The organism is Mesorhizobium sp. P160927 (genome assembly GCF_057766385.1).
The window spans coordinates 4966727-4987380 of sequence record NZ_JBYMDW010000001.1; the positions used below are offsets into that span (position 1 = coordinate 4966727).

Below are 20654 nucleotides of genomic sequence, written 5' to 3' on the forward strand. Positions count from 1 at the left end.
ACGCGGGTTGAATGACGATGAGACCACGAGCGTTCAGACGGCAGTGGGACTGTTGGCCGAGACCGTGACATCGAGGGTTACATGGCCGGCGCCGGGCCCGAAGCGGCAGAAGGCTTCATCGAGGGCCGAGAAGATCGCGCCGGCATCGCCGCGCAGCTTGGTGCAGAAATTCTTGGAGCGATCGTAGACGCCGGACTGCTTCAGGAAATCTATGCAGCCATAGATTTCGTCCATGTGGTCGTCAGTACCCATCACATAGAGCGAGAACTGCGCCGCCGCCCGCTGGCCAGTGGCCGGCGCGCCGCGCACCGCGGTGATGGCGGCTTGCTTGCGCGGGCCGAGTGGCCCGGCAGGTCCGCCGAACGTGTCGGAGCGGCAGATCGGATCGTCCGGCTCGCCTGGGCAGCCACGCGAAATGGTGGCCGACAGCACGCAATGCCTGCCGCTGCCAGACGCGGCCACGAAAAGGTCGCGCAGCGCAGGGAATAACACCTCGGGGGCCCCGACCAGCAAGGTCGAGATGTCGTCGGTCTCGATCCTGAGCTTGTCGCGGAACGGATCGAGCGCGCCGAGCGCGCCCAGAATGACGCCGACGAAATCGTCGGCCATTGGATATAGGGAAACCTGTGCGCCTGAAAACATCGCCCGCCTCGCTCCGCTGGTATTACCCAGATCAGCTTCTAGGGTCTGTGGGCTTGCCGCCCCCGTCTCAGCCCCGACCGTACGGAGCACCCCTGTGGATGGGCGCGTTAGAGCATCATTCGGCCGGTTGGGGAAGCTGTTTCTTGGCAAGCCGCGCCAAAGCATTGCTCGAGCGCCAGGGCAATTGGACATCGCCGGCGCGGAAATTTGTCTGGAACCTTCGCCATTTCGAGGGGTTGTCCCACCAGTCGCTGGACGCGATTCCAGGATCAATTTTCCGTTCGGGATTGTGTCAGAACAAGCGATAGAGCGGTTCATGATTTCCGCGAAACCGTGCACCGCTCCCGGCGACGAGTTCACAGAAATGGAGACAAATCATGTTCATGAAAATCCTCGCGGCTTCGGCCTTCACCATTGCCCTTGCAACATCCGCCATGGCGCAAAGCAATAGCGCAGCCGGCGCGGATGGGTCCGGCGGCAGCGGCGAGTCCGTCACTGTGGACCCAAGCACCCCGGCTTCGCCCAGTACGATCGATCCGGGCTCGACCAACAGCACGACCACCACGCCGGGCGACATGAATTCCAATGCGGACAAGAATTGCCCCACCAACCCGCAGGGTGCACAGACGGACGCCAACGGCAACGCCACCGCGCCGACCGTGAACGACAACAACTGCGGAAAGTAGTTTGCCATCGCGATAATGGGAACCGCGGAAGCAGTTTCCGCGGTTCCCATTATTGGGATTCAGTGTCCGCGACTACCCGCCGCCGGCTCTGGTGCCGCTTCACTACCCACCCCGCCAAAGACCCTTAATTCAGCGTACGGTTTGCCGGCCCGCAGGCGTGCGAACGAGGCATATATTTTCATCAGCCGTTTGAGCAGGCGCCCGTAGGTGAGGTGCCGGACCCGGCCATTGGCAAGATCGAACTCCACCGTCCCCCATCGCCTTACCGGACCCTTTCCGGTTGGCGGACCCAGTCGCCTGACCTGGAAGGCCAGCCTGATCTGGCGGTCGGCGACATCCAGATAGATACCGGGTTTAGCGCCCAATACGTGCCACATCCGGGCAACGTGCCCGATCGACATGTCAGACGAAATCGCCATGTGGGCCCGCCCAAGTCGAGCCCAGACGAAATCACCGGCTGGCTGCCGCATCCCCGACACCGAATTCTTGCAATAGGCTGGCGCCACCTCACACACCAACCGGCGCATCGCGCTCGCCACGCTGTCCTCCAAATCCCGCCGCGATGCCCAGTCTGCTTCGGTGAACGGCACTTGTCCGAGGATGTCGCCGTCGTCGAAATTGGCCGACATCTTATGCAGTGTCACGCCGCCATGGACGGCATGCTGGCCATCCGCGACAAGACGATGGAGAGGATGCGGCCCCCGATAGTTGGGCAGCAGTGCCGGATGAAAATTAAGCCCGCCCCTGGGAAAGAGGTCGAGCAACTGCTGTGGGATCAAGGTCGGGAAAGCGAAGCAGATCAGCACATCCGCGGCGATGTCAGGCAGTTGCCGGCCAAGCTCGTTCCAGTCGTAAGGCCGGCGGAATTCGATCAGCTTTACCGGCGTGTTGCCGAGATAGCGTCTGAGCAAAAGCCGGCGCCTCAGCCTGCGCCGAAAATTGCCAATGCTGAAGCCTCTGGACGGGCTTTGAAAACCAGGCACGATGATCGCACCAACACGGTTTCCCGCCTCGATCCATCCGGAAAGCAGCGGCCCGGTATAAGCAGAAACATCCAGGATGAAAATTGCATTGAGTTGCCCGGCGAGTGCCGCAGGTTCGGAAGAAATCATCTTCTCAAGCCCAGCGGGGCAAGACATAGCGTCCCCGCGCCAGCAATTCGATCACCGTTACAACTCGGCCAGCCAGGCCCGAAAGCCAGCCAGGCCGGTCAGGCTGCCTTGGAAGAAAGCGGTCCCGCCGCAACACTTGAGAGTCTTTCCCGCTTCACCAACACCGGCTTTTCGTAAATCTTCCTCATGCTAATCCCCAATGATCAATCAACCTACACAGTTGGCCAGCAACGCAGCCAACTGTCAACCGCCGGACGGCGGCCAACAGCCTCTTTATGCGTATGATCCTGGCAATCGACGAGCGTTTACACCCCACCTGCGGCCAAAACGGCTGGTGAACCTTATGAAACCGCCTTTTCACGAACCGGCAGCTTCCAGCCTGGTCTGACGAAATGGCACGTGTAGCCGTTGGGGTATTTCTCAAGATAGTCCTGGTGCTCGGGTTCGGCCTCCCAGAACGCACCGGCCGGCGCGAGTTCGGTGACGACCCTGCCGGGCCACAGGCCGGAGGCGTCGACATCGGCGATAGTGTCCTCCGCCACACGCTTCTGCTCCTCATCGGTGTAGTAGATTGCGGAGCGATAGCTCATGCCGACATCGTTGCCCTGGCGATTGCGCGTCGTCGGATCATGGATCTGGAAGAAGAATTCCAGAAGCTGACGAAAGCTGATTTTCGCCGGGTCGAAGGTGATCTCGATGGCTTCGGCATGCGTGCCATGATTGCGATAGGTAGCGTTCGGCACGTCGCCGCCGCTGTAGCCGACCCGCGTGGCAAGGACTCCCGGGAAGCGCCGGATCAAATCCTGCATGCCCCAGAAGCAACCGCCGGCAAGCACTGCACGTTCGCTCGAAGTCGCCATGTCACGTCTCCTTGAAAGGCAATTCCGGAAGTGTAGCGGCTCTCCGTCGGGAATTGCGCGGCAACAAACTTGGATAGCGCCATAAATGGGCACTGTTGCCTGGTTCGTCCAGTCAGACGAGCGGCCGTCCGGTTGTATTATAGGGAATAGGATAGCACGAAGCCGTTCGCCCTAGCTGCGCGGATGCCGGGTCCGGCTGCTGGCGGCAGCCGGCAGATGTCGCGTGCCCGGAACCACGGCAAAACTGATCGCCACCGGCGGTGCCTCGCGCGACCAGTTGAAAAGAACGGTCTTGACCGGGATTTTGTCCACCCATGCCAGCAGCCTTGACGGCACGTGACGACCCGACCAGACCATCAGCATGCCGTGATCCCGCAACCGCTGCCTTGTGATCCAGGGTGCGAACCGCATATCGAGATCGGTGAAGATCGACGGCTTGTCATAGGCGTTGAGGCCAGCCAGCATGGCAAGATTGGTGTCGCCACCGACGATGTCGAGCCGGCCCGGCGCCGCCGCGTGCCAGATTGCCTCGGCCTCGTCCGAGATCGGCCGCGCCGGCCAGCAGACTGCGTCCATGCGCCCGCGCACATTGCAGTCCGTCCATCGGATCGCCCCATAGGCGCCCGACATGGCCACGATGCAGATGAAGGCGCAGATCGCCAGCCTTCTCATCTCGGCGGCACCGAGCCGGTGGCCGAGAAAGGCGAGCGCGACGACGCCGACAAGATTGTACATCGGTGCGCCCCAGGCTTCGCCGGTGCCGGTGAACAACGAGACGACCATGATCAGCACCGCCGGTCCAAGCCCCATCCAGCAGAGATAGACGAGCGTGTGGCGCTCGACCGGCACTTGCGGGGCTGGTGAGCGCCGCAACAGCCCTGATAGCGCCAACACCAGGAGAAAGCCGGAAAGGCCGGCCACCTGGACGCCGATATAATAGAGCCGCGCCCGGTGCTCGCTCACCCATGCATCGCGGCCGGCGAAATAGGTCAAAGGCAGGAAATCGATGCGGTAGAGCGCGATGGCAAGCGGCGCGACGACGGCGAGAAACACAGCCAGGCCAAGCCATGGCCAGGGTGTCGCCAGCCGGCTGCGCGCGCGTGGGTCGCACAGCAGCCAGAGGCCGCCGAAGGCAAGCAGCAAGCAGGTGGAGAACTTGGCGTAGAGCCCGATGCCGGATACCACTCCAAGCGCCAGCCACCATCCCGCCCCGCCGCCACGGCCGGCGCGCCACAAAAGCCAGCAGATCGCCGCCCAGAACGGCATCTGCGCATAATCGTGATTGAATTGCGGCGTCGGCCAGCCGAAGAAATAGATCGACGGCATCAAAAGCACGGCGGCCAGCGCTTTGTCGCGCCCGAGCGTGTCGCGAGCCAGCAGGTAGACCAGGATGAAAGTGGCCGAGATCGTCAGCTGGGCCACCAAATATTGCGGCCAGCGGAACGATCCGGTCAGGAGATGGCTGGTCTCGAGCAGCCAGCCGGGGAGTTGCGGATGCTTGTAGGTCAAAAGCACCCATTCGCGGCCCCACATGAAGCCTTCCACGACATCGCCGGGCGGTGCGGGATCGATGAGTGTTGGCACCATGGTCCAGCACAGGATCTGCACCAGGCACAAAAGTGACAGCAAACCCCAAGGGTGCCGAAGCAGGGCGGACCAGACCAAGGACGAGTCCAGGCCCACGGCAGGCAGTGCTGCCGGCACCCAACGATCCATGGAGTCGTCAATTCCCGCCATGCCGCGCTTAAATCACATCGCCCGGTTTGCCGAATAGCCCCAAGGTCAAAGCTTACAAAAAAGTATACTTGCGTGCCATTGCAACACCAAGATTGAGCGGGAATCTCGGAGTTCTATTGCCCTCCCCCGGGCAGAACGGGCCGCACACCCGATCCCACTTCAGCATCCCGGACATTCGATGCGTCACCAGCATGCCGTCATCCACCACCGCGCGCTCGACTTCTGGCTGGCGCGCGCGGCGGTCCTTGTCATCATCTGCCTGCAGCTTCTGGTCATCAACGATCTTTCGTTCGGCCCTCGCTGGCTGGCGCCGGCGCTGGAGGCCGCCCTGCTCGTGCCCCTGTCCGTGGCCACCGCCTGGACGCAGGTCGCCAGCCAGAAAGCGGTCGAGGAAGAGCACTGGTATCTCGTCGGCCGTTTTCGCGTCATGATCCGCAGGACGGCCCTGGTAATGACCGGCGTAGTCAGCGTCATGAACTGCGGTTCGCTGGTGCTGCTGGTGCGCGTATTGCTGGCGGGACATGCCGGCAGCAGCGGCCAGACACTGCTGGTCGATGCGCTCAATATCTGGCTCACCAACATCATCGTCTTCGCCTTGTGGTTCTGGAGCACCGACCGCGGCGGGCCGCCGACCTGCGGACTGGTCAAACGCGCCCATGCCGATTTCCTGTTTCCGCAAATGACCCTGGACGATCGCGAGATCCGCGACTGGCTGCCTGGCTTCGTTGATTATTTCTTCCTCGCCTTTACCAATGCGACGGCGTTTTCACCAACCGACACCTTGCCGCTTTCCCAGCGCGCCAAGCTTTTGATGATGGCGGGGGCGATGATTTCGCTGCTCACGATCGCGCTGGTCGCGGCCCGCGCCGTCAACATCCTGGCCTGATCCACGGTTTTGCGACCTTGCGCCGAAGAGGAGCAGGGCCCCGTTTCCGTGAAACGATGAGCGGCCTGAAAACGCAAAAAAGCCCGCCCCGGCGTGAGCCAAGGCGGGCTTTTGGTTCGATCGAGCCCTCAGGTGCCGGTCCCAAAGAAAGGCAAGGCCGGCCGTCAGTCCTCCGGGGCTGGCCCGAACTTCCCCACGATGACCTCGAACAGAATATCCGAGATCCACATGGCGCAGACGCCGATGAGGAAGGCAGCCGCCAGCGTCGTCGTGTCGTCACCGGCCAGCGGCAGCCCGGTGGCGCGGGCATACTGGACCACGGGCAGCGTCAAATAGGCGGCGGCAAGCGCGCCGCAGATTGGCGACGCGACCAGTTCTCGCAGCTTGTAGCGATGACGCGACAAAGCCCGCAGGACGCCGCCGGCGAGACCGGCGGCGACGACCGGCCCCTTGATGCCGAGCAGGCCGAAGAGATCGTGCATCATTTGACCGTCCTCGCGACCATCATCATGGTTTCCATCGGCACAGTCTTTCGCCCTTGCGGTTGTGCGCCAGCAACGCCTTGACCTCGCCATCCGACAGCGCATCGACTGCTGCCGCCGACAGGCGCAGCGGGCTCGACACCGCGCAAAATCCGCCCTTGGCAGTGGCGCAGCCTGATATCACCGCCACGACCGAGGCGAGCATCAATCCCTTGCCCATGATTTGAGCTCCTTTCGGGCGGCGGCGGACGGCAGCGCACCGATATCGTTCTGGACCTGGTCGGCAATCGCGCGCGCCTCGGCCTCGGTGGCAGCCTGTCGCGCGCGCTCCGCGCGTTCGCCGGCCAGCCGCTGGCGAACACCCCAGCCGAATGCCGCAAGGATAGCGGCGCCAACCCCCAGAATGGTCGGATTGGTGAGCAGGAAAGACATTAGCGCGCTCATCGGTTTGGCTCATCCTTGACAAGATAGCCGACGGCAAAGATCGCTATCGGCAGAAGCGATGCCCATGTCTCGGCGTCGTACCAGGATGGCCAGAAGTTGCGTACGATGACGCCCGCAACGGAGGCGGCTGCGGCGGCGATCGTGGCGGCCGTCAGCTTGTTGGTTGGACGGGTGGTCGGCTGGGTAACTGTGGCCATTGTCAGAACATCCCTTCAAGGGCGACGGCGAAATGGTGCCAGACGGCGAGGATGACGAGCACGCAGGCGGCGATGATACCGCCAGTCTTCGCGGCCATCGGCATTCCGGAATTGTCAGGCGCTGGCGACGCCGGCTCGGCCGCCAGCACGGTGCCGACGGGCGTTTCGGCCTTTGGCGGAGCTGCTTGCGGCGACGGTTTTGCAGGCCGCGCGGATACAGCCGCCGGCGCCGACATCAGCAATGCCTGCGCCCGCACCAACTTGACCCGATCCGACCAGCCGCGCCCGAATGTCGCCCATGTCGGCAAGCGTTGCAGGAACGCCAGTCGCGCATCGCAGAGCCCGTCGATCACGACGCCGGCCGGTTTTGCCCTGGCCACTGCGAGCGTGGCCGGCCCGATGCGCCCGTCCTGGGCAGCTCCCACCACCGCTTGCAGATACTTCGCTGCCCTGCCCGGTCCGCTGTTCACCGCGAAATCGAACACGGCGCAGTCGACGCCATCTGGCAACTCGGCACCCAGCACGGCATCCCAATAGAACCGGCGAAAAACCGTTGCCACCTGGTCATCCCCGATCTTGCGCAGATCGGCCTTGCTGGCGTCGGCCTTCACGTAGCGGCGGAAGTTCGCCAGCGTGACACCCTTCATCGTGGCGCCGCCCGGATCGGCCGGATTGTCCGACCAGCCACCTTCGGATCTCAGAACAAGCGCAAGCGCCCGCGCGAAATTGCGGTCCATGGGTGTTTCTCCTTCGCGTTGTGATGGTTTTGGTCGACGCAGGAAGTCGGCCATGCCGTCTCCCGGGATGCCAATCCCTACGACAAGCGGACCAGCCCTCGGTAACTGTGCGTTGTCTGGCATGCCGCCTTGCACGCAGGCCGACACGTGATAGAAAAATGCAACTCCAGGACGAACGGGTTTCGGATGAGAAACTATATTGGCGCCGCGCAACGCCTGGTCTTCAACAGTCTGGCGGCCGCCATCGATCGTCGGCACAATATCGATCCGTTGGGTGCGGCACCGCGTGCGCCGAAGGCGGACTACCTGCAGTTGTTCGAAGCGGCGCGACAGGTGCGGTTTCCGGAGATCGACAGGCTGGAGGCGGAAACCGGATGCGCCATTGACCGCGACTGGCTCGACGAACTGGCCCTGCACACCCAGATCACCATCAAGACGAGCGCGCTCGCCTATCCGCACGGGCGCGTGCTTTACAGCTTGCCTCGCCGCCGATTGGCGGACAAACCCGAGCCGTTCACGACCGTCGTCGAGACCGGCACGGCGCGAGGTTTTTCAACGATCCGCATGGCCAAGGCGATGGCCGACGCCGGAGCCGCCGGCCATGTGATCACGCTCGACGTTCTCTCCCATCAACGCCGCATCTACTGGAACTGCATTGACGATCACGAAGGCAGGAAGACACGTGCCGAGCTGCTTCAGCCCTGGCAGGGGCTTGCCGACCGGATCGTCTTCCTGCAGGGCGATTCATTGTTTCAGCTACCGAAGGTCGGCGTGAACCGCATCCACTTCGCCTTCATCGACGCGCAGCCAGTCAGCAGATCGAAATCCCGAAAAACGGTAGGTCATCAAAAAGCACGTGTGATCATCCCTGACGGCGAAACCGACCGGATCATCGTGTCACCCAACGGTTGAGTCTTACAGCCCGGCCTGAGGCGGCCGGTGCAGGTAATACAGCCGCTAGCGTCACAGTATTGCCCACTGGTGCGCCGTTCACGGTTGTATTGTGCCACTGCCGCTCAGCGCCAATGATGACCGTATCAATCTCAATTCCGATCCGGTCGCCGCTAGCGATTCCTGTAGCGTTCACAACGTCGATGGTGGTCGCTCCCGACTGCGACGCAGTACTGAGCGTAGTTTTCAGCAGGAATGTATTTCGATATCCCGAGAAACCATTCCGCTCGATTGTGGCACCGAGAGGCAAATAGCTCTCCATATTGGCGCTGTAGCAAAGCCGGCTAACGTCGGTTTCAAAGTCTCGTTGGCGCAGCATTGGCGCAGCGAAACCTTGTTCGAAATCGATACCTTCGATGATCGCCGCGCCTATCCAGCCAGAAGCCCCGACGAAAAAAGAGGCGACCGATGGATGTATCCAGAGCCAGTTGGTCGAGAACTCATACACCGTCGCACCCGTCCGAACGATCGACTGACCGTTGCTACCCTTGGCATAGTATGGGGTAGTGCCAGAAAGCACTCCGCCAGAGGCGTCGAAGCATACAACCGTGACGGGGCGCGAGCCATTGAGGAAGCTAAGGAAAGCGGCCTGAGTGGTGTTCGCCTTCTTATAAATATGGCCAACTGCTTGGCCGGAACTCGATACCAAGAGCTGACCGTCGCCGTTGGCACGCGACGTGCGCGCTGTAACACCATTCGTCAAGAAGGGTGACGGTGCAGCATAGCCGCCAGTCGCACTGTCATATAGCACTACGCCGGGGACCGTTATGCGGCCCTCTGCCTGGATGGGAAAGAACTTTGCTCCCTCAAACCGCCGCACGAGATTCGCGCCACCAGTGGGCCTATTGGAAATGTCACGGAGTGTGACAAAGATGCGTTTTAGATCAGGTGAGACGATGTTTGCATCGTCAATGCCTGACGCCGACAAAAGGTCGATATTGAATGAGGCGAAGCCAGTCGCTGACGGCACATTGATCAAAGCAGGGGTGTTAGTGAATGCACCGTAGGTTTCGATACGTGCATTCCTGAAAAATACCGTAGTCAGATTGCTTGTGCTCCCTAGGGTAGCAAGTACGAAGATCGCATGGCCGACCCCTGCGGACGCGCCGTCAATTCCCATCTGCGGACCATCGATGAGCACCTCCTCAATGGCGGCAGTCCCTGCCAAGGTCAGCTTGACCGTACCCCGCCCGATCACTTTCTGATTGGTGCCGATGTACCAGGTTCCGCCGCGAAACTGGCAATTGACAAAATACGACGAGCCAGCGAGATCGCAATGAACATGCGAACCATTATTGTAGAGTGTCAGAATGTTGAACTCGTTGCTGACCCAATTGGTGCTATTCGCTACGCCGTCGAAATAGAGACCTTCGTCAAACCCGCGCACATGCAGCCAAAGCTTGCTTTCTGCCATACCACCGAAATGAACCCCACGCGTGTTCGCGATAATTGACTTATCCGAGGTGTTCTGGACCTCCAGCCAAATCTTCGCACGGCGCAAAATATTGGCCCCGCTCCCACCGATACGGACCGCTGAAAAGCCATCAAAGGCGCCGCCTATCAGCGCCCCCTTGCCATTGATCTCGCTGACATCACGCCAGTCGATTGAAGAACCAACCACGTAATAGGTCGCGACGGCGGGCAGGACGAGAGCGGCACTGGTGATCCGGCAATAAGAGCCGAGCGCGTTTAACGCAGCCGCGTTGTCAACGAGACCTTCGTAGGCACCGAGCATCGTCGCGCTGGCTACACTCTCCCTCAGCACCCAATATCCGCCGCCCACCGCATCCACGGTCCCATCCGGCATGAAGCGATCGGTGGAGCGGAAATATGCCAGCGCCGGGTATCCGCCGGCGGTGATTGCCGCCAGCGACATGCGGGCGTAGTTGGCGCCGCCGACAAGGGTTGCCGGCGTGTTGAAGACCGGAGCGTAGAACTGCGTGCGGATGGCTTTGACGCCAGCGGCGATGGTGGCGCCGGCAGCTGCGGCCACCGACACGTAGATCGGCACGTTGACGCCCGACACCATGGCGGCGTCGGCGGCATATTGCTGGGCGAGATCGCGGGCGCGCTCCGCCTCGGCGATGACGCCGGCCAGCTCGTCCCTCACCGCCGCCGTCGCGTCGCCGACAAGATCGTCGGAGCTGAAGAAGGCAAGCGTGATGTCGTCGCGCCCGACGGCAGGCGCCAGCGTCTGGAAGGCATAGACGAAACCGGCCGACACCGCGCCTTCCTGTACATGCACCGTCGTGCCCTTCTGCATGGTGCGGCTGGTGCGGGCGTCGGCTGCGCGATACCAGAAACCTTGCGAGGCGGTGTAGATGCCGTTCAGCCTGGCGTCGTCCTGGTCCTTGACCAGAACGCGGTCGCCGACCGCCGTCTGGACCCCATCCATGGCCTTGAGCCCCTCGATCCACGCCACGCCGTCGACGATGACAGTTTCGAGGTTCGCAGTGGTCGCCAGGCGCACGGGTTCGCGTTCGCCGGTCAGCAGGCGAACGGCGGCGGTAGCGGGTCGGGCCATGAGGCTTGCTCCATTGAATTTCCGGGCGGACGGGACTTGAAGATGATAGGGATGCAGCCGCGCTTGGCGGCGCAACGAAGCGCTACTAGCGATACCGGCGGGACTTGCGCTTCTTACCGCCGATGCCGCGGCGGCTGTCGATCCGAGGATCAGCGCCCAACAGAGCGCATTCATCCAATGCAATTTGCCGGGTCGGCAAACTGTCGGCTCAACCCGGAAATTCGCATTTGTGGGCAAGAAAAGCTCGGCATTATGCGCCGGTCAGGACGTGGATACGAGCGGGCGATGCAATCAGCCCTCCCTACAAAAAGGTCGCCAACCGACATATGCGAAGGTCCGTGCCTCTCAGTTGAAGTCCAAACGGTTCGATGATCATCGAAGTACGCGTCACCAAAAGAGAAAACAGCAAGGGACCCGTCGGGACGGCTGCAACAGTGCACCCCGTCTGGACGGAAATTGCGGTGACGGCGCACTCTTTTCCACGGTTCGGTCCGGAGGTTCACTCCAGTCAGGTAAGGCGATAGCGCTAAAGTGCACTGTCACTGCAATTCTTATCAGACAGGCTGAAAGGCAGGTCTCAGCTCAATTCGCGAAGCCCGCTTGTTGCAGACCGACGGTCGCCAGTTGCTCAGTGGGGATTGCCCCTAAGGCATTGAGAACCGTGTCGCCGACGTTGCCAGACATCGCGGACGCCACAGCCTTATCGGCGGCGACCATGAGCGTGATGCCTAGCAACGAGATGCCTTGCCGGCTCCCTCGGAGACAACCAGCACCCGCGCTAGACTACGCCAGACACTGCTTGGCTCTCTATCGACGGCGGTAAGTTAGCCAAGCTTATGTTGAGGCGTAGGAATGTGCTTCGTGACTTCTGTATGCGAGTCCCGCAAACCCAACTCGGCTGCTTTGCCCAAGTCTGATCTGCCCTGTGCCCCCAACGGGAGATCCGCCGGAAACAGAAACCACATCGCCCGAATCGACCCGGCGCCGGTCGACGGAGAGGAATGACATGGACCATCGATCATCCCTTTCCTACTGCGCGCCAAGTGGCGAGCCGCGGAACACCACCGACCGTTTCGGCACCGTGCCAGCCATCGCGCTCAAGGCCGGCGCCTTAGTTGGATCTGGGATTTTGGCGAGGCCGCCAACGAGCGCGCTGCCAGCGCTGAAGATCGACGCCCCCACCGCCTGCTTGCCGGAAAAGCGCGACAACGCAGCCTGACCGTCGAGGTTGTTCTGGCGCAGCCGAGAGCCGTACAGCATCGCGTCGAGGTCGGCCTGGCCCTGCCGTGCGTTCGCCGCCAGCACCTCGGCCGGCGAGCCCGCAATGCCGACGCCGGAAGCGCCGGCCTTGGCGCGAGCCTGCGCCTGCAGGAGGTCCTGCTTGTGACGTTCCCGGCTCAGTTCCAGGGCGGTATTCTGCGCCTCGGCCAGGGCCTGCTGCTCATAGGCCCTGGCCTGGTAGTCGGCCGTCTGTTTGCGCTGCTGGCCTTCCACCAGCGTGCCGCCGACCGAAAGAGCCGTGCCGAGAAGGGCAAGTGTGCACATGGTTTAGCCTCGTTCGCCAAGGGGTTTGCTTCCAGGAGTGAATTTGCCTTTGGGACTCCTGACGCCGAGGCGATTGCCTTCGGAGCGCTCGACCGGCGCCCCGAGCGTCGGGCGCGGATCGAGCGTGCCGCCGGGACTGAGGAAGGAGATGAGCAGTCTGTCGGCCTGCAGCGCCGGCCGGCTGAGGCCGGCGGGCGCCGCGGCCCGCGAGCCGGCCATGGCAGCGCGGCGTGTGGTGGTGAGGTTCACCTTCATCTCGGTGACGTCGGCGGCGTCGAATAGGCCGTTGGCTGTGGCGATGGCGCGGGCGAGCGCATCGGCTTCGAACAATTCCTGGCGCAGCCGCTCGACCAGCAGACGAACGCCGCGCCAGCGCTCGCCAAGCACGGCTGCCCTGGCCTTGGTCTCGTCGCCAAGCGCGGTGATATCGGCACGGGCTTCGCTGCGCGCGGCTTCCGCGCGTCGCTTGCCGGCGGCATCGATGGCTTTTTCCAGAAGCGCGATCCGGTCGTTGCAATCGTCGAGCGCGGCCCGCGCCACGGCAAGATCGCCCTCACCGAAGACCGCCCGGTCCTCGGCCCCGGCCAGTTCGGCCTTGCGGGTGAACGCATTGTTGAGGTCGGTGTCGAGCAAGGCGATGACGACCGCGTATTCGGCAGCCGTCCGCGCCCTGCCGAGTTGCTCGGCATGGAGGGATGTCATTGGGAAGGATCCTTATGGGGTGATGAGCGGCTGGCGAAGCTGCCATCTCCCACCAGGGGGAGACGGCACATCCGGCGTTGGCGTTACCTACGGCTCGGCGTCGAACACCGGCGTGAGCGCCCTGATCGTGCAGGGCGTCGGATTGACATGGCGGATGCGCACCCGCCCCTGCCCTTCCCAGCTGTCGTCGATCGGCACTTCGACATTGCCGGTGAACAGTGTTGCCCGCCCGTTCGGCGCGACGATCGAAGGCAGGCGCACCGGTTCCCAGCGGCCGCGCATCAAGGACTGCACTTCCAGCCCCGTGGTGTCGGTCTCGAGCAGCGACAGGATCGCCTTCGCCACTTTCTTGCGGCGGCCGACGATGGAGCCGTCGCGGCCACCGACATCGAGCTCCAGCGTGTCGGCGCCCGCCGCATAGGGCAGCCCGAGCTGCCATTGGACGGCGGCCGAGCCGCCAGGCAGCGTCACCGTGCCGCCGCCGCTGACGACGAGGCCGCGATAGACCTTGCCGTCGGCCAGCACATCGACGGACTGGCCGGCGAGATGCATCGCACCGCCCACCGTGGTCACCGCGAGGCCCGTATAAGTGAGGCCGCAATCGACCTCGAAGGCGTCGGCGACGGCGCCATATTCGAACGGCGCGGTCTTGATCTCGATATAGCGCTTGGTCACGCCGCCAATGGTGCGCTTGACCACCAGCCACAGGTCGTCATTGCCGTCTCGCCCGGGCGTCACGACGGCACTTTCGACAGCCGCCCAGCCAACGCCACTGAAGCCGCCGCCCAGGCGATGCCGGTGCATGCCTCTGACATCCTGGGATGGCTGGTGCGTGTAACCGCCAAGCTCGCCATTATCGAGCGGAAACCACAGCAACGGGTCGGGGTCGGTCTGGAAGGCAAGCTCGACCACGCCCTGTTTGGGGATGTGCTCGGAAATTTGGCCGACATCGTCCGAGGAGAAGCGGCTCTGCGCGGTCTGCGTCAGCTCGGCGATCGATTTGCGCGAGCGCGTGACGTAGAGGAACGACTGGCCGGCATCGACCGGACGGATGCGGGCGCAACCGAAGGTGCGCGAGCGCCGGTTCTTGAACGAGGACGGCGTCAGCGCTTCGTCGATGCCCGAGCCCGACAAGGCACGCACGCCGCCGGACGTACCGATCAGCAGCGCGCCGTCGGAATCGGCGATCCAGACGATGTCGTTGGCCTGTCCGCCGCCGGCCTGGACGAACTCCAGCGCATCGTCATCCTTTTCGCCGAGCGCGAAATTGTCGAAGTCGCCAGTGGCCGAGGCATAGACCGAGAATTTACGGCTGAAGGCTAGGCGCTCCTCGTAGAGGGAGCCCGCCTCGACATATTTGCCGGGCACGAAAGTGCCGAGCCGCCAGCGGGTGATCGGCGAGGTATCGGGCAGCGCATGGCCGAAGAGCCTGATCTTGACCGCCATGGTGCTGGTGACGCTGGTGATCCTGGCCCAGCGCCACATAGTGTCGGCGCCCAGCAGGCGCACCGAGCGGCCGACATCGGCCGGCTGGAACCCGGCGTCGTGATTGATTCCGACGACGGAAGATGCCGTCAGGTCGAAGGGCGCCATCGTATCGCCGCTCTCGGCCATGGCGATCTCGGCAACACTGCAGTTCACCGCATCGCCACCGCCGCCGCCCGAAAAGGCGAATTTGTAGTATTCATAAGCTGTCTTGTTCTGGAAGTCGTAGAACCGCACTTCGGACCCGGACCAACCGACCTCGCCGGATCGCCCGTCCAGGGACACATAATTGGTGCCGTCATTCGATCCCGACAGCGTCCACTGCGTCGGCATGTCGGAATTCGACGAGACATTGTCCGACGCGGCAAGCCAGTAGGCATTCACGGCCCTGCCCTGGCCGGCGGGAAATTGATACTGGACGAATCCGCTGCTGCCAGCCGCGAATTTGATCTCCTGCGTGATGTCGCGGTCGAACACCCTCCAACTGTTGGTTCCCGTGCCGTCATCGCTCACCCTGCCGCTCGGCGCGGTGCTTGCGCTCATCTTCGGCGTGGCATGGCCAGTGTTCGCCGGGGTCAGCGTCGTCGGCGTGGTGTTGATCTCGTCATAGGGTCCGTCGAGAAACGTGAAATCCGTCAGCGCCCAGGCGGTGTGCGCGGTGCGCGTCAGGACCTTCGGCGGATAGTCCTTGTGCGTGATCCACATCTGGTCTGCCGACTGGACATAGGCGAGTTCGAACAGATCCGCCTCCAGATAAGGCGAAGCAACCTCCACCGTGCCGACGCGCGCGCCATAGGCGTAGACGCGGATATACTGGGCGCCGAATTCGAGCGCATAGGCCTGCTCGGCCGAGAAGATGAACGGGATCAGTCGCGTCTTCTTGGCCGATGCCTTGACCTCGCCGGCGAAATAGGTGCCGCCGCGCTTGCGGATGCCGCCATGCGGCAGCGTGACGAAGTTCTCGCATCTGGCGAGCGCCGCCCGATAGAAGTCGAGCGACGCGCGGGCATGCAAACGCGGGCTGATTTCGCCACGGGTGAAGACATCCTGAAGCGGATAGAGCGTGGTCATCAGCGTGCGCTCCTGCTGTCGCCGCGTTGGCTGGACCACGAAGCGCTGTAGAGACGACCGCCGCGCTGGACGGCATTGCCGTTGAAGGCCGCGTCCAGCGCCCGGTCGTAGGCCGAGCGCGCAATGTCGATCATGCCCGACTTGTGGGTCAGCGGATGCGCGACCTTGATGGCAAGCGCGGCCACCAGCACCTCGGTGAACAGCGCGTCCCAGTCGTTGGGGTCGGTGAGGTTGGCGATGTAGCGGATGACGAGCGGACCGGGCTGGTCCGAATAGATCAGCCCCGCCTCCTGGCGCCAGGAGACCGGCAAGCCGTCCGGTTCGCCATTATGCGTCAGCGGCAGCGGCCGCAGGCAATCCGCCGGCAGTTCGTAAGCGACGTTCAACCCGCAATCGCCGCCGCCGGTGTTTGCTCCGGCGACCGTGGCGCGCAGGATCGCGGACACCCAGGCGCACTTGGTCAGCTCCGCTTCGCGCGTCAGGTCGAAATGCAGGTTCAGCAGCCGCGCCGCCTTGACGTCCTGATCTAGACTGTCGATCGGCGCCTCGTCGAGCACGGCGAGCGCCATGTTGGCAATATCGGTCGGGGTGATGGCCATGGGTCAGCGCCTCGTGGGTCGTGGTTGTTGCGGGCATGAAAAAAGCCGCTCGGAGGCGGCGTATTTGCTATTTCGCGATGGCAGGCGCTCTACGGCGTCCCCCCTCCGGCCGGCAGGCCAGAGGGGGGCGCGAAGGATCGCGGCTCAAAGCCCGGCCTTCGGCTAACCCGAGCCTGTTAGAGCAGCCACTTTCGCCAAATCGGGCTGGAGAACATCCCCAGGACGATGAGAGCACACCACACCAGCCCGATGCCAAAGAGGAGCAGGCACCACCAGGCGAAACGATCACCGCGGTCTGCTTGTCGCTTCAGGGCTCCATATTTTGCCCAGCTCGAAATGGAATAGAGCATCGAATATAGGGAATTGCCCTTTGGAGGGTCAGTCTCGATTTCCTCTCCGAGAAGATGGCCTCCGTACAATTGGAACGGCGCCGAGAGGACAAGGCCTATTGTGATGGCAGGGAGGAACCAGTTCAAACCAATATTCTCGCGCCGCAGTAGACCGCATTCTAGCTGCCTTCGAAAATTAAACAGTTACGGCACGCATTACAATTAGATCATTTTTTGCAAGAGGCGGGAGCTTATCGCCCCCGCCCCCTAGCCTTGGCTTGATCAAGCCTCGGTCGTCTTCAGCGCGATGAACGTCATATTCTTGACGCTCGACGCGGTGCGGTCCCAGTTCGCCGCCAGCGCCAGTTCCGCATCGGTGGCGAACTCGCCGGCCGAGGAGGCGTCGAGGAAGCGGGTGCCGGGCACGTGTGGCACGAAATGACGGCGGCCGACCATTTCCGTGACACCGCCGCCATGGCCCTGGCGCGGCTTGCGGTCGAACTCCAGCGGCCCGCCCTCGGTGTTGACCGGCAGTTCGTTCCACAGGATCGCCTTTTCCTTGAACATGAAGGCGGTGTAGACGCCCGCCGCCACCGGAATGTCGTCGTCGACCACGCAGCGCAACCCCATGTAGTAGGGGATGAGCGGCCCGCCCTGCTCGGAGGACGGCACGTAGTCGATGAGGTCGGCGAGCTTCAGCGCCTTCATCTGCTTGGAATGCATCCAGATCGTCTTGAACTTGTCCGCGCGGTCGCCCATCAGGTAGGCAGCCTCGATGATGTCGGTGTCGACGATGGAGGCGCCGGTGGTGCGCACGAGGTCGCCGGCATCGTTGACGATATTGTCGGCGACGACGCCCTTCAGGATGCCGAGCAGGGTCAGCTTGTTGGCGCGCTGCCAGTACTCGGTCTGCCGTTTGACGATCAGCTTCTGCGGATCATCACCCGCCAGAATCGAGGTCAGGTCCGGAACCCCCCACGCTTGGGCGCGGACGTTGCGGGCGGCGATCTCGCGGCGCGATCCGATCTTCTTCATTTCGATAGAATCGGCCGGATCGTCGTTGACCGGCTCTGACGGGTCGTTGCCGAGATCCTTCCAGCCGGGCATGTCGACCGAGCGGCCGCCCATCGACAGTTTCGACGAGATGGTGGGGTCGGAAAATAGGATTCCGGCCTGATAGATTTCGAGCGACTGGACGTGTTCCTCGAAAGCATATTGCGCATAGACGGACGGAACGATCGCGTCCGCGATACGGGTGTAGGCGTCTGCCATTTTTGTCTTCCTTCAGGGTTGAGTTTGGTGGTGACGGTGTGTTGAGATTCAGGTCAGGCCGGGATCACCTGAATGTCGGCACAGCCTAGAGGGGGTTGTTCGGCATCCAGCGGTCGGGGTTTTCTCCGGCCTCGCGAGCCAGGCGCCGGGCACGTGCGGGGTCGCTTTTGACGAGGGCCGAGATGGCCGTCAGGTTGCGTTCGCCGGAGGCATTGCGCTTGAACGGATTGCCTCCGTTCGAACGCGCCCCGCCGTCGATCGTGTCCTCCCGGAACATCGCTTCGCCAATGGCTTGAAACGCCTTGGCGATCCGCGGATCGGTCAGCGCCCCGTCAGGCAGAAGGATGCCCTTCGCCTTGTAGGCGTCGACAAGGCCGAGCTTCTTCATCGCCCGGTTGGCGACCTCAAGCTTCTGGCGGAAGCCGTCGCTGTCGGTCGGCCCCCAATCCTTGACGAGGTCGTCATGGGTGGCTTCGACCGAACGAGCGAGCGCGATGTGCTGCGCTTGCGCCTGCTCGGCCATGTAGCCGACGAACCTGTCATGGTAGGCCTGCGCGATCTTCGGGCTTGCACCCGCTTCGACCGCCCAGGCCTTGGACGCATTGGCAAGCTCGTCCGAATAGGCAAAGTTCTCCGGCAAGCCTTCCGGCCTGCGGTACTCGACCTTCTCGGACGACGTGACCGGACGCATGGTCTCGGGCAGCCGGGCGTGAAACTTATCCCAGTCTTCCCGAGATGCATCCGGGCCGGGAACGCGCAGGCTTTCACCCTGCTGCCGCTCCAGCTCCGCATAGGACGTGAAAACCCGATCGAGATTTTCGGCCCTAGTCCAGCCCTTGACTTCAGCAAGCTTGCGGTTGCCTTCGGAAAGACCGTCAAACCAACTTTTGCCGGTCGCCGGGGCGGACCCATTATCCCCGTTGGCCGGTGGCCGTACTGGGTTGCCCGCCGGCTGCGCACGCGCCGCCACGGACCCGGCGTCTGCCAGATCTGTCATGTGATGTTTTCCTTTGGTTAGAATTGAGCCGGCGGCAAAGCTGCCGATCTCCCCACTCGTGGGGGGATCAGCAGCGTCGAGGTCTACGCGTTGTCCCCCCAATTCTCCCACAGCAGCGTCACCGTCCCAGTCACCGCCAGCGTGCCGTCGGCGTCGATGTCCGCACCGTTGGCGAAGGCGAGGTTGAGATAGAGATCGACCGGCGTCGTCGTGCCATCGAGCGTCGCGGCGGGCGCGATGTCGGCCGCCGAAGCCGGCGACGGCGCGGCCACGACGCCGTCCAGCGTACGCGCTGTCGAGGCCAGCACATTGACCATGGTGCCGGCCAGCGTCGCGCTCGCCGCCGCCGCCGAACCAAGCGACCAGGTCAGCGCCGCACTGTCATTGATGGTCGAAGCGCGGGTGGTCAGCACCGCGAACTGCAGCCGAGCCGTGCCGCCCTTGATGCGCACCTTGCCGTCGGAAAAGTCGAAGATCTTTTGGCTGGCATAGGCCAGCGCGTCGGTGACCGGTACCTGCATGCCGGCAAAGGTGAAGACGGTGCGGTAGGAGCCGCCCAGTCCTTTAGTGACCGCCTTCAGGCCGAGTTTGGGCGGGGCAAGGCCGGCCTCGCGCGAAGCGGCACGGGCAAGCGTGCGGGGAAGACCTCGGGTCATGTCAGTTCTCCATCGAGGGGTGAGGAATGGTGGGTGCAGCCCGCCCGGGAACCGATATGCTTGGCTTTCCAAGCGACGTAGCTCACGGCGATAACGGAGGCCGGCGTAGGCCAGGCGAACCATGAAAGGCTGAATCATTTTTGCGGATGGCGGCGCTACAGCCTTGTTCGACAAGGACGTTTGCGCGTCCTCTGTCCATCAACGGCCGAGAAACCATGTTTTATATCGTGAGAGCCCCTGCCCCCGTTCCGCCGCAATGCGCCCGCACGGGAGATCAATAGGGATTTCAGGCCTTTAAGGGAGACTTCACATGACCTTTTACAGAACCGTTGCGGCCGTGCTGATGGCCGCCGCACTTGCCGGCTGCGCGCAAACCGAAGGCCAGCAGCGGGCCGGGACCGGCGCGCTGATCGGCGGCGCCGGCGGCGCGCTCGTCGGCCAGGCGATCGGCGGCAACACCAAGAGCACGGTCATCGGCGCGGCCAGCGGCGCGCTGCTTGGCGCCGTCGTTGGCTCCGCCACCACGCCTCAGCGCCGCGAGGACCAACTCTGCCGCTACCAGGACCGCTACGGCCGCATCTACACCGCGCCATGCGACGACCGCTATTACAACGGCAATTATTGAAAGCGGCGCCCCGGCAGGGTTGACACTTTGCCGGGCCGCCCAGACTAGAAGGCCCGTCTTCAAATCCCGGCGACATTTTTTCGCAAGATGAGGAACGGCATGCCTGTTGATAAAC

General features: G+C 63.0%; 22 protein-coding genes and 1 riboswitch. Of the genes, 4 read left to right on the plus strand and 18 right to left on the minus strand.

The genetic code is table 11. The annotated features are described in order from the left end of the window. Nucleotides 1-33 precede the first annotated feature (33 nt). Nucleotides 34-642: a YkoF family thiamine/hydroxymethylpyrimidine-binding protein gene (locus AC3CB8_RS24150; protein WP_352563804.1), complete on the minus strand. Its 609-nt coding sequence runs from the start codon at nt 640-642 to the stop codon at nt 34-36. Then, a riboswitch (TPP riboswitch) is annotated at nt 633-746 on the minus strand. Its footprint overlaps the gene before it by 10 nt. A 273-nt stretch (nt 747-1019) precedes the next feature. Between AC3CB8_RS24150 and AC3CB8_RS24155 the strand changes: the two genes are divergently transcribed. Beyond that, the gene (locus AC3CB8_RS24155; RefSeq protein ID WP_023769511.1) at nt 1020-1328 is read left to right on the plus strand and encodes a hypothetical protein; all 309 of its coding nucleotides are present in this window, start codon (nt 1020-1022) and stop codon (nt 1326-1328) included. A 59-nt stretch (nt 1329-1387) separates the two neighbouring features. On the opposite strand, the gene AC3CB8_RS24160 is transcribed toward AC3CB8_RS24155, so the two are convergent. From AC3CB8_RS24160 to AC3CB8_RS24170, 3 genes are all read right to left on the minus strand, one after another. Beyond that, entirely contained in the window at nt 1388-2440 is a 1053-nt protein-coding gene (locus AC3CB8_RS24160; protein ID WP_352563803.1) for a formyltransferase family protein, read from the minus strand. Nucleotides 2441-2781: 341 nt separating this feature from the next. After that, entirely contained in the window at nt 2782-3300 is a 519-nt protein-coding gene (gene msrA / locus AC3CB8_RS24165; protein WP_023769509.1) for a peptide-methionine (S)-S-oxide reductase MsrA, read from the minus strand. A gap of 171 nt (nt 3301-3471) precedes the next feature. After that, on the minus strand, nt 3472-5016 hold the full coding sequence (locus AC3CB8_RS24170; RefSeq protein WP_352563802.1) for a glycosyltransferase family 39 protein: 1545 nt from the start codon (nt 5014-5016) through the stop codon (nt 3472-3474). Between the two features lie 199 nt (nt 5017-5215). Between AC3CB8_RS24170 and AC3CB8_RS24175 the strand changes: the two genes are divergently transcribed. Then, nucleotides 5216-5923 carry a hypothetical protein gene (locus tag AC3CB8_RS24175; RefSeq protein WP_352726232.1) on the plus strand — a complete coding sequence of 236 codons (708 nt, stop codon included), beginning with the start codon at nt 5216-5218 and terminating at the stop codon, nt 5921-5923. A 164-nt stretch (nt 5924-6087) separates the two neighbouring features. Here the strand turns inward: AC3CB8_RS24175 and AC3CB8_RS24180 are convergent, their stop codons facing one another. The 5 genes from AC3CB8_RS24180 to AC3CB8_RS24200 are packed head-to-tail and all read right to left on the minus strand — an operon-like array spanning nt 6088 to nt 7783. Next, nucleotides 6088-6405: a hypothetical protein gene (locus AC3CB8_RS24180; protein WP_023769506.1), complete on the minus strand. Its 318-nt coding sequence runs from the start codon at nt 6403-6405 to the stop codon at nt 6088-6090. Between the two features lie 25 nt (nt 6406-6430). Beyond that, nucleotides 6431-6625 (minus strand): hypothetical protein, encoded by a 195-nt coding sequence (locus AC3CB8_RS24185; protein WP_352563801.1) that lies wholly within the window; start codon nt 6623-6625, stop codon nt 6431-6433. Beyond that, on the minus strand, nt 6610-6849 hold the full coding sequence (locus AC3CB8_RS24190) for a hypothetical protein (protein WP_023769504.1): 240 nt from the start codon (nt 6847-6849) through the stop codon (nt 6610-6612). The genes AC3CB8_RS24185 and AC3CB8_RS24190 overlap by 16 nt, the downstream gene beginning before the upstream one ends. Further along, nucleotides 6846-7046, minus strand: a complete 201-nt coding sequence (locus AC3CB8_RS24195) for a hypothetical protein (RefSeq protein WP_023769503.1) — start codon at nt 7044-7046, stop codon at nt 6846-6848. Before AC3CB8_RS24195 ends, AC3CB8_RS24190 begins: the two co-directional genes overlap by 4 nt. 2 nt (nt 7047-7048) lie before the next feature. Continuing rightward, nucleotides 7049-7783, minus strand: a complete 735-nt coding sequence (locus tag AC3CB8_RS24200; protein WP_352563800.1) for a glycoside hydrolase family 108 protein — start codon at nt 7781-7783, stop codon at nt 7049-7051. A 312-nt stretch (nt 7784-8095) separates the two neighbouring features. Here AC3CB8_RS24200 and AC3CB8_RS24205 point away from each other — a divergent pair, with 312 nt between their 5' ends. Next, nucleotides 8096-8695, plus strand: a complete 600-nt coding sequence (locus tag AC3CB8_RS24205) for a class I SAM-dependent methyltransferase (protein WP_352563799.1) — start codon at nt 8096-8098, stop codon at nt 8693-8695. Here the strand turns inward: AC3CB8_RS24205 and AC3CB8_RS24210 are convergent. From AC3CB8_RS24210 to AC3CB8_RS24250, 9 genes are all read right to left on the minus strand, one after another. Beyond that, nucleotides 8673-11258 (minus strand): hypothetical protein, encoded by a 2586-nt coding sequence (locus AC3CB8_RS24210; protein WP_352563798.1) that lies wholly within the window; start codon nt 11256-11258, stop codon nt 8673-8675. The genes AC3CB8_RS24205 and AC3CB8_RS24210 overlap by 23 nt on opposite strands. Before the next feature lie 582 nt (nt 11259-11840). Continuing rightward, nucleotides 11841-11975 (minus strand): hypothetical protein, encoded by a 135-nt coding sequence (locus AC3CB8_RS24215; RefSeq protein WP_023769497.1) that lies wholly within the window; start codon nt 11973-11975, stop codon nt 11841-11843. 312 nt (nt 11976-12287) lie between these two features. Continuing rightward, a complete protein-coding gene (locus tag AC3CB8_RS24220; RefSeq protein ID WP_352563797.1) occupies nt 12288-12803 on the minus strand; it encodes a hypothetical protein in 516 nt (171 codons plus the stop codon). A 3-nt stretch (nt 12804-12806) separates the two neighbouring features. Further along, nucleotides 12807-13505, minus strand: a complete 699-nt coding sequence (locus AC3CB8_RS24225; protein WP_352563796.1) for a hypothetical protein — start codon at nt 13503-13505, stop codon at nt 12807-12809. Between the two features lie 87 nt (nt 13506-13592). Beyond that, the gene (locus tag AC3CB8_RS24230; RefSeq protein WP_352563795.1) at nt 13593-16061 is read right to left on the minus strand and encodes a phage tail protein; all 2469 of its coding nucleotides are present in this window, start codon (nt 16059-16061) and stop codon (nt 13593-13595) included. Then, nucleotides 16061-16660, minus strand: a complete 600-nt coding sequence (locus AC3CB8_RS24235) for a phage connector family protein (RefSeq protein WP_352563794.1) — start codon at nt 16658-16660, stop codon at nt 16061-16063. Before AC3CB8_RS24235 ends, AC3CB8_RS24230 begins: the two co-directional genes overlap by 1 nt. 611 nt (nt 16661-17271) lie before the next feature. Beyond that, a complete protein-coding gene (locus AC3CB8_RS24240) occupies nt 17272-18261 on the minus strand; it encodes a hypothetical protein (RefSeq protein ID WP_023769490.1) in 990 nt (329 codons plus the stop codon). A gap of 85 nt (nt 18262-18346) precedes the next feature. Then, a complete protein-coding gene (locus AC3CB8_RS24245) occupies nt 18347-19360 on the minus strand; it encodes a hypothetical protein (protein WP_352726229.1) in 1014 nt (337 codons plus the stop codon). Beyond that, nucleotides 19342-19914 (minus strand): hypothetical protein, encoded by a 573-nt coding sequence (locus AC3CB8_RS24250; RefSeq protein ID WP_352563792.1) that lies wholly within the window; start codon nt 19912-19914, stop codon nt 19342-19344. The genes AC3CB8_RS24245 and AC3CB8_RS24250 overlap by 19 nt, the downstream gene beginning before the upstream one ends. 310 nt (nt 19915-20224) lie before the next feature. Here AC3CB8_RS24250 and AC3CB8_RS24255 point away from each other — a divergent pair, with 310 nt between their 5' ends. Then, the gene (locus AC3CB8_RS24255) at nt 20225-20539 is read left to right on the plus strand and encodes a YMGG-like glycine zipper-containing protein (protein ID WP_352563791.1); all 315 of its coding nucleotides are present in this window, start codon (nt 20225-20227) and stop codon (nt 20537-20539) included. Nucleotides 20540-20654: the final 115 nt, after the last annotated feature.

Coding starts and splice junctions, on each gene's coding strand:
- AC3CB8_RS24240 (WP_023769490.1), bottom strand. CDS start 18,261: ATGGCAGACGCCTACACCCGTATCGCGGACGCGATCGTTCCGTCCGTC.
- AC3CB8_RS24155 (WP_023769511.1), top strand. CDS start 1,020: ATGTTCATGAAAATCCTCGCGGCTTCGGCCTTCACCATTGCCCTTGCA.
- AC3CB8_RS24230 (WP_352563795.1), bottom strand. CDS start 16,061: ATGACCACGCTCTATCCGCTTCAGGATGTCTTCACCCGTGGCGAAATC.
- AC3CB8_RS24150 (WP_352563804.1), bottom strand. CDS start 642: ATGTTTTCAGGCGCACAGGTTTCCCTATATCCAATGGCCGACGATTTC.
- AC3CB8_RS24210 (WP_352563798.1), bottom strand. CDS start 11,258: ATGGCCCGACCCGCTACCGCCGCCGTTCGCCTGCTGACCGGCGAACGC.
- AC3CB8_RS24190 (WP_023769504.1), bottom strand. CDS start 6,849: ATGAGCGCGCTAATGTCTTTCCTGCTCACCAATCCGACCATTCTGGGG.
- AC3CB8_RS24195 (WP_023769503.1), bottom strand. CDS start 7,046: ATGGCCACAGTTACCCAGCCGACCACCCGTCCAACCAACAAGCTGACG.
- msrA (WP_023769509.1), bottom strand. CDS start 3,300: ATGGCGACTTCGAGCGAACGTGCAGTGCTTGCCGGCGGTTGCTTCTGG.
- AC3CB8_RS24185 (WP_352563801.1), bottom strand. CDS start 6,625: ATGGGCAAGGGATTGATGCTCGCCTCGGTCGTGGCGGTGATATCAGGC.
- AC3CB8_RS24170 (WP_352563802.1), bottom strand. CDS start 5,016: ATGGATCGTTGGGTGCCGGCAGCACTGCCTGCCGTGGGCCTGGACTCG.
- AC3CB8_RS24220 (WP_352563797.1), bottom strand. CDS start 12,803: ATGTGCACACTTGCCCTTCTCGGCACGGCTCTTTCGGTCGGCGGCACG.
- AC3CB8_RS24255 (WP_352563791.1), top strand. CDS start 20,225: ATGACCTTTTACAGAACCGTTGCGGCCGTGCTGATGGCCGCCGCACTT.
- AC3CB8_RS24235 (WP_352563794.1), bottom strand. CDS start 16,660: ATGGCCATCACCCCGACCGATATTGCCAACATGGCGCTCGCCGTGCTC.
- AC3CB8_RS24250 (WP_352563792.1), bottom strand. CDS start 19,914: ATGACCCGAGGTCTTCCCCGCACGCTTGCCCGTGCCGCTTCGCGCGAG.
- AC3CB8_RS24160 (WP_352563803.1), bottom strand. CDS start 2,440: ATGATTTCTTCCGAACCTGCGGCACTCGCCGGGCAACTCAATGCAATT.
- AC3CB8_RS24175 (WP_352726232.1), top strand. CDS start 5,216: ATGCGTCACCAGCATGCCGTCATCCACCACCGCGCGCTCGACTTCTGG.
- AC3CB8_RS24225 (WP_352563796.1), bottom strand. CDS start 13,505: ATGACATCCCTCCATGCCGAGCAACTCGGCAGGGCGCGGACGGCTGCC.
- AC3CB8_RS24180 (WP_023769506.1), bottom strand. CDS start 6,405: ATGCACGATCTCTTCGGCCTGCTCGGCATCAAGGGGCCGGTCGTCGCC.
- AC3CB8_RS24200 (WP_352563800.1), bottom strand. CDS start 7,783: ATGGACCGCAATTTCGCGCGGGCGCTTGCGCTTGTTCTGAGATCCGAA.
- AC3CB8_RS24215 (WP_023769497.1), bottom strand. CDS start 11,975: ATGGTCGCCGCCGATAAGGCTGTGGCGTCCGCGATGTCTGGCAACGTC.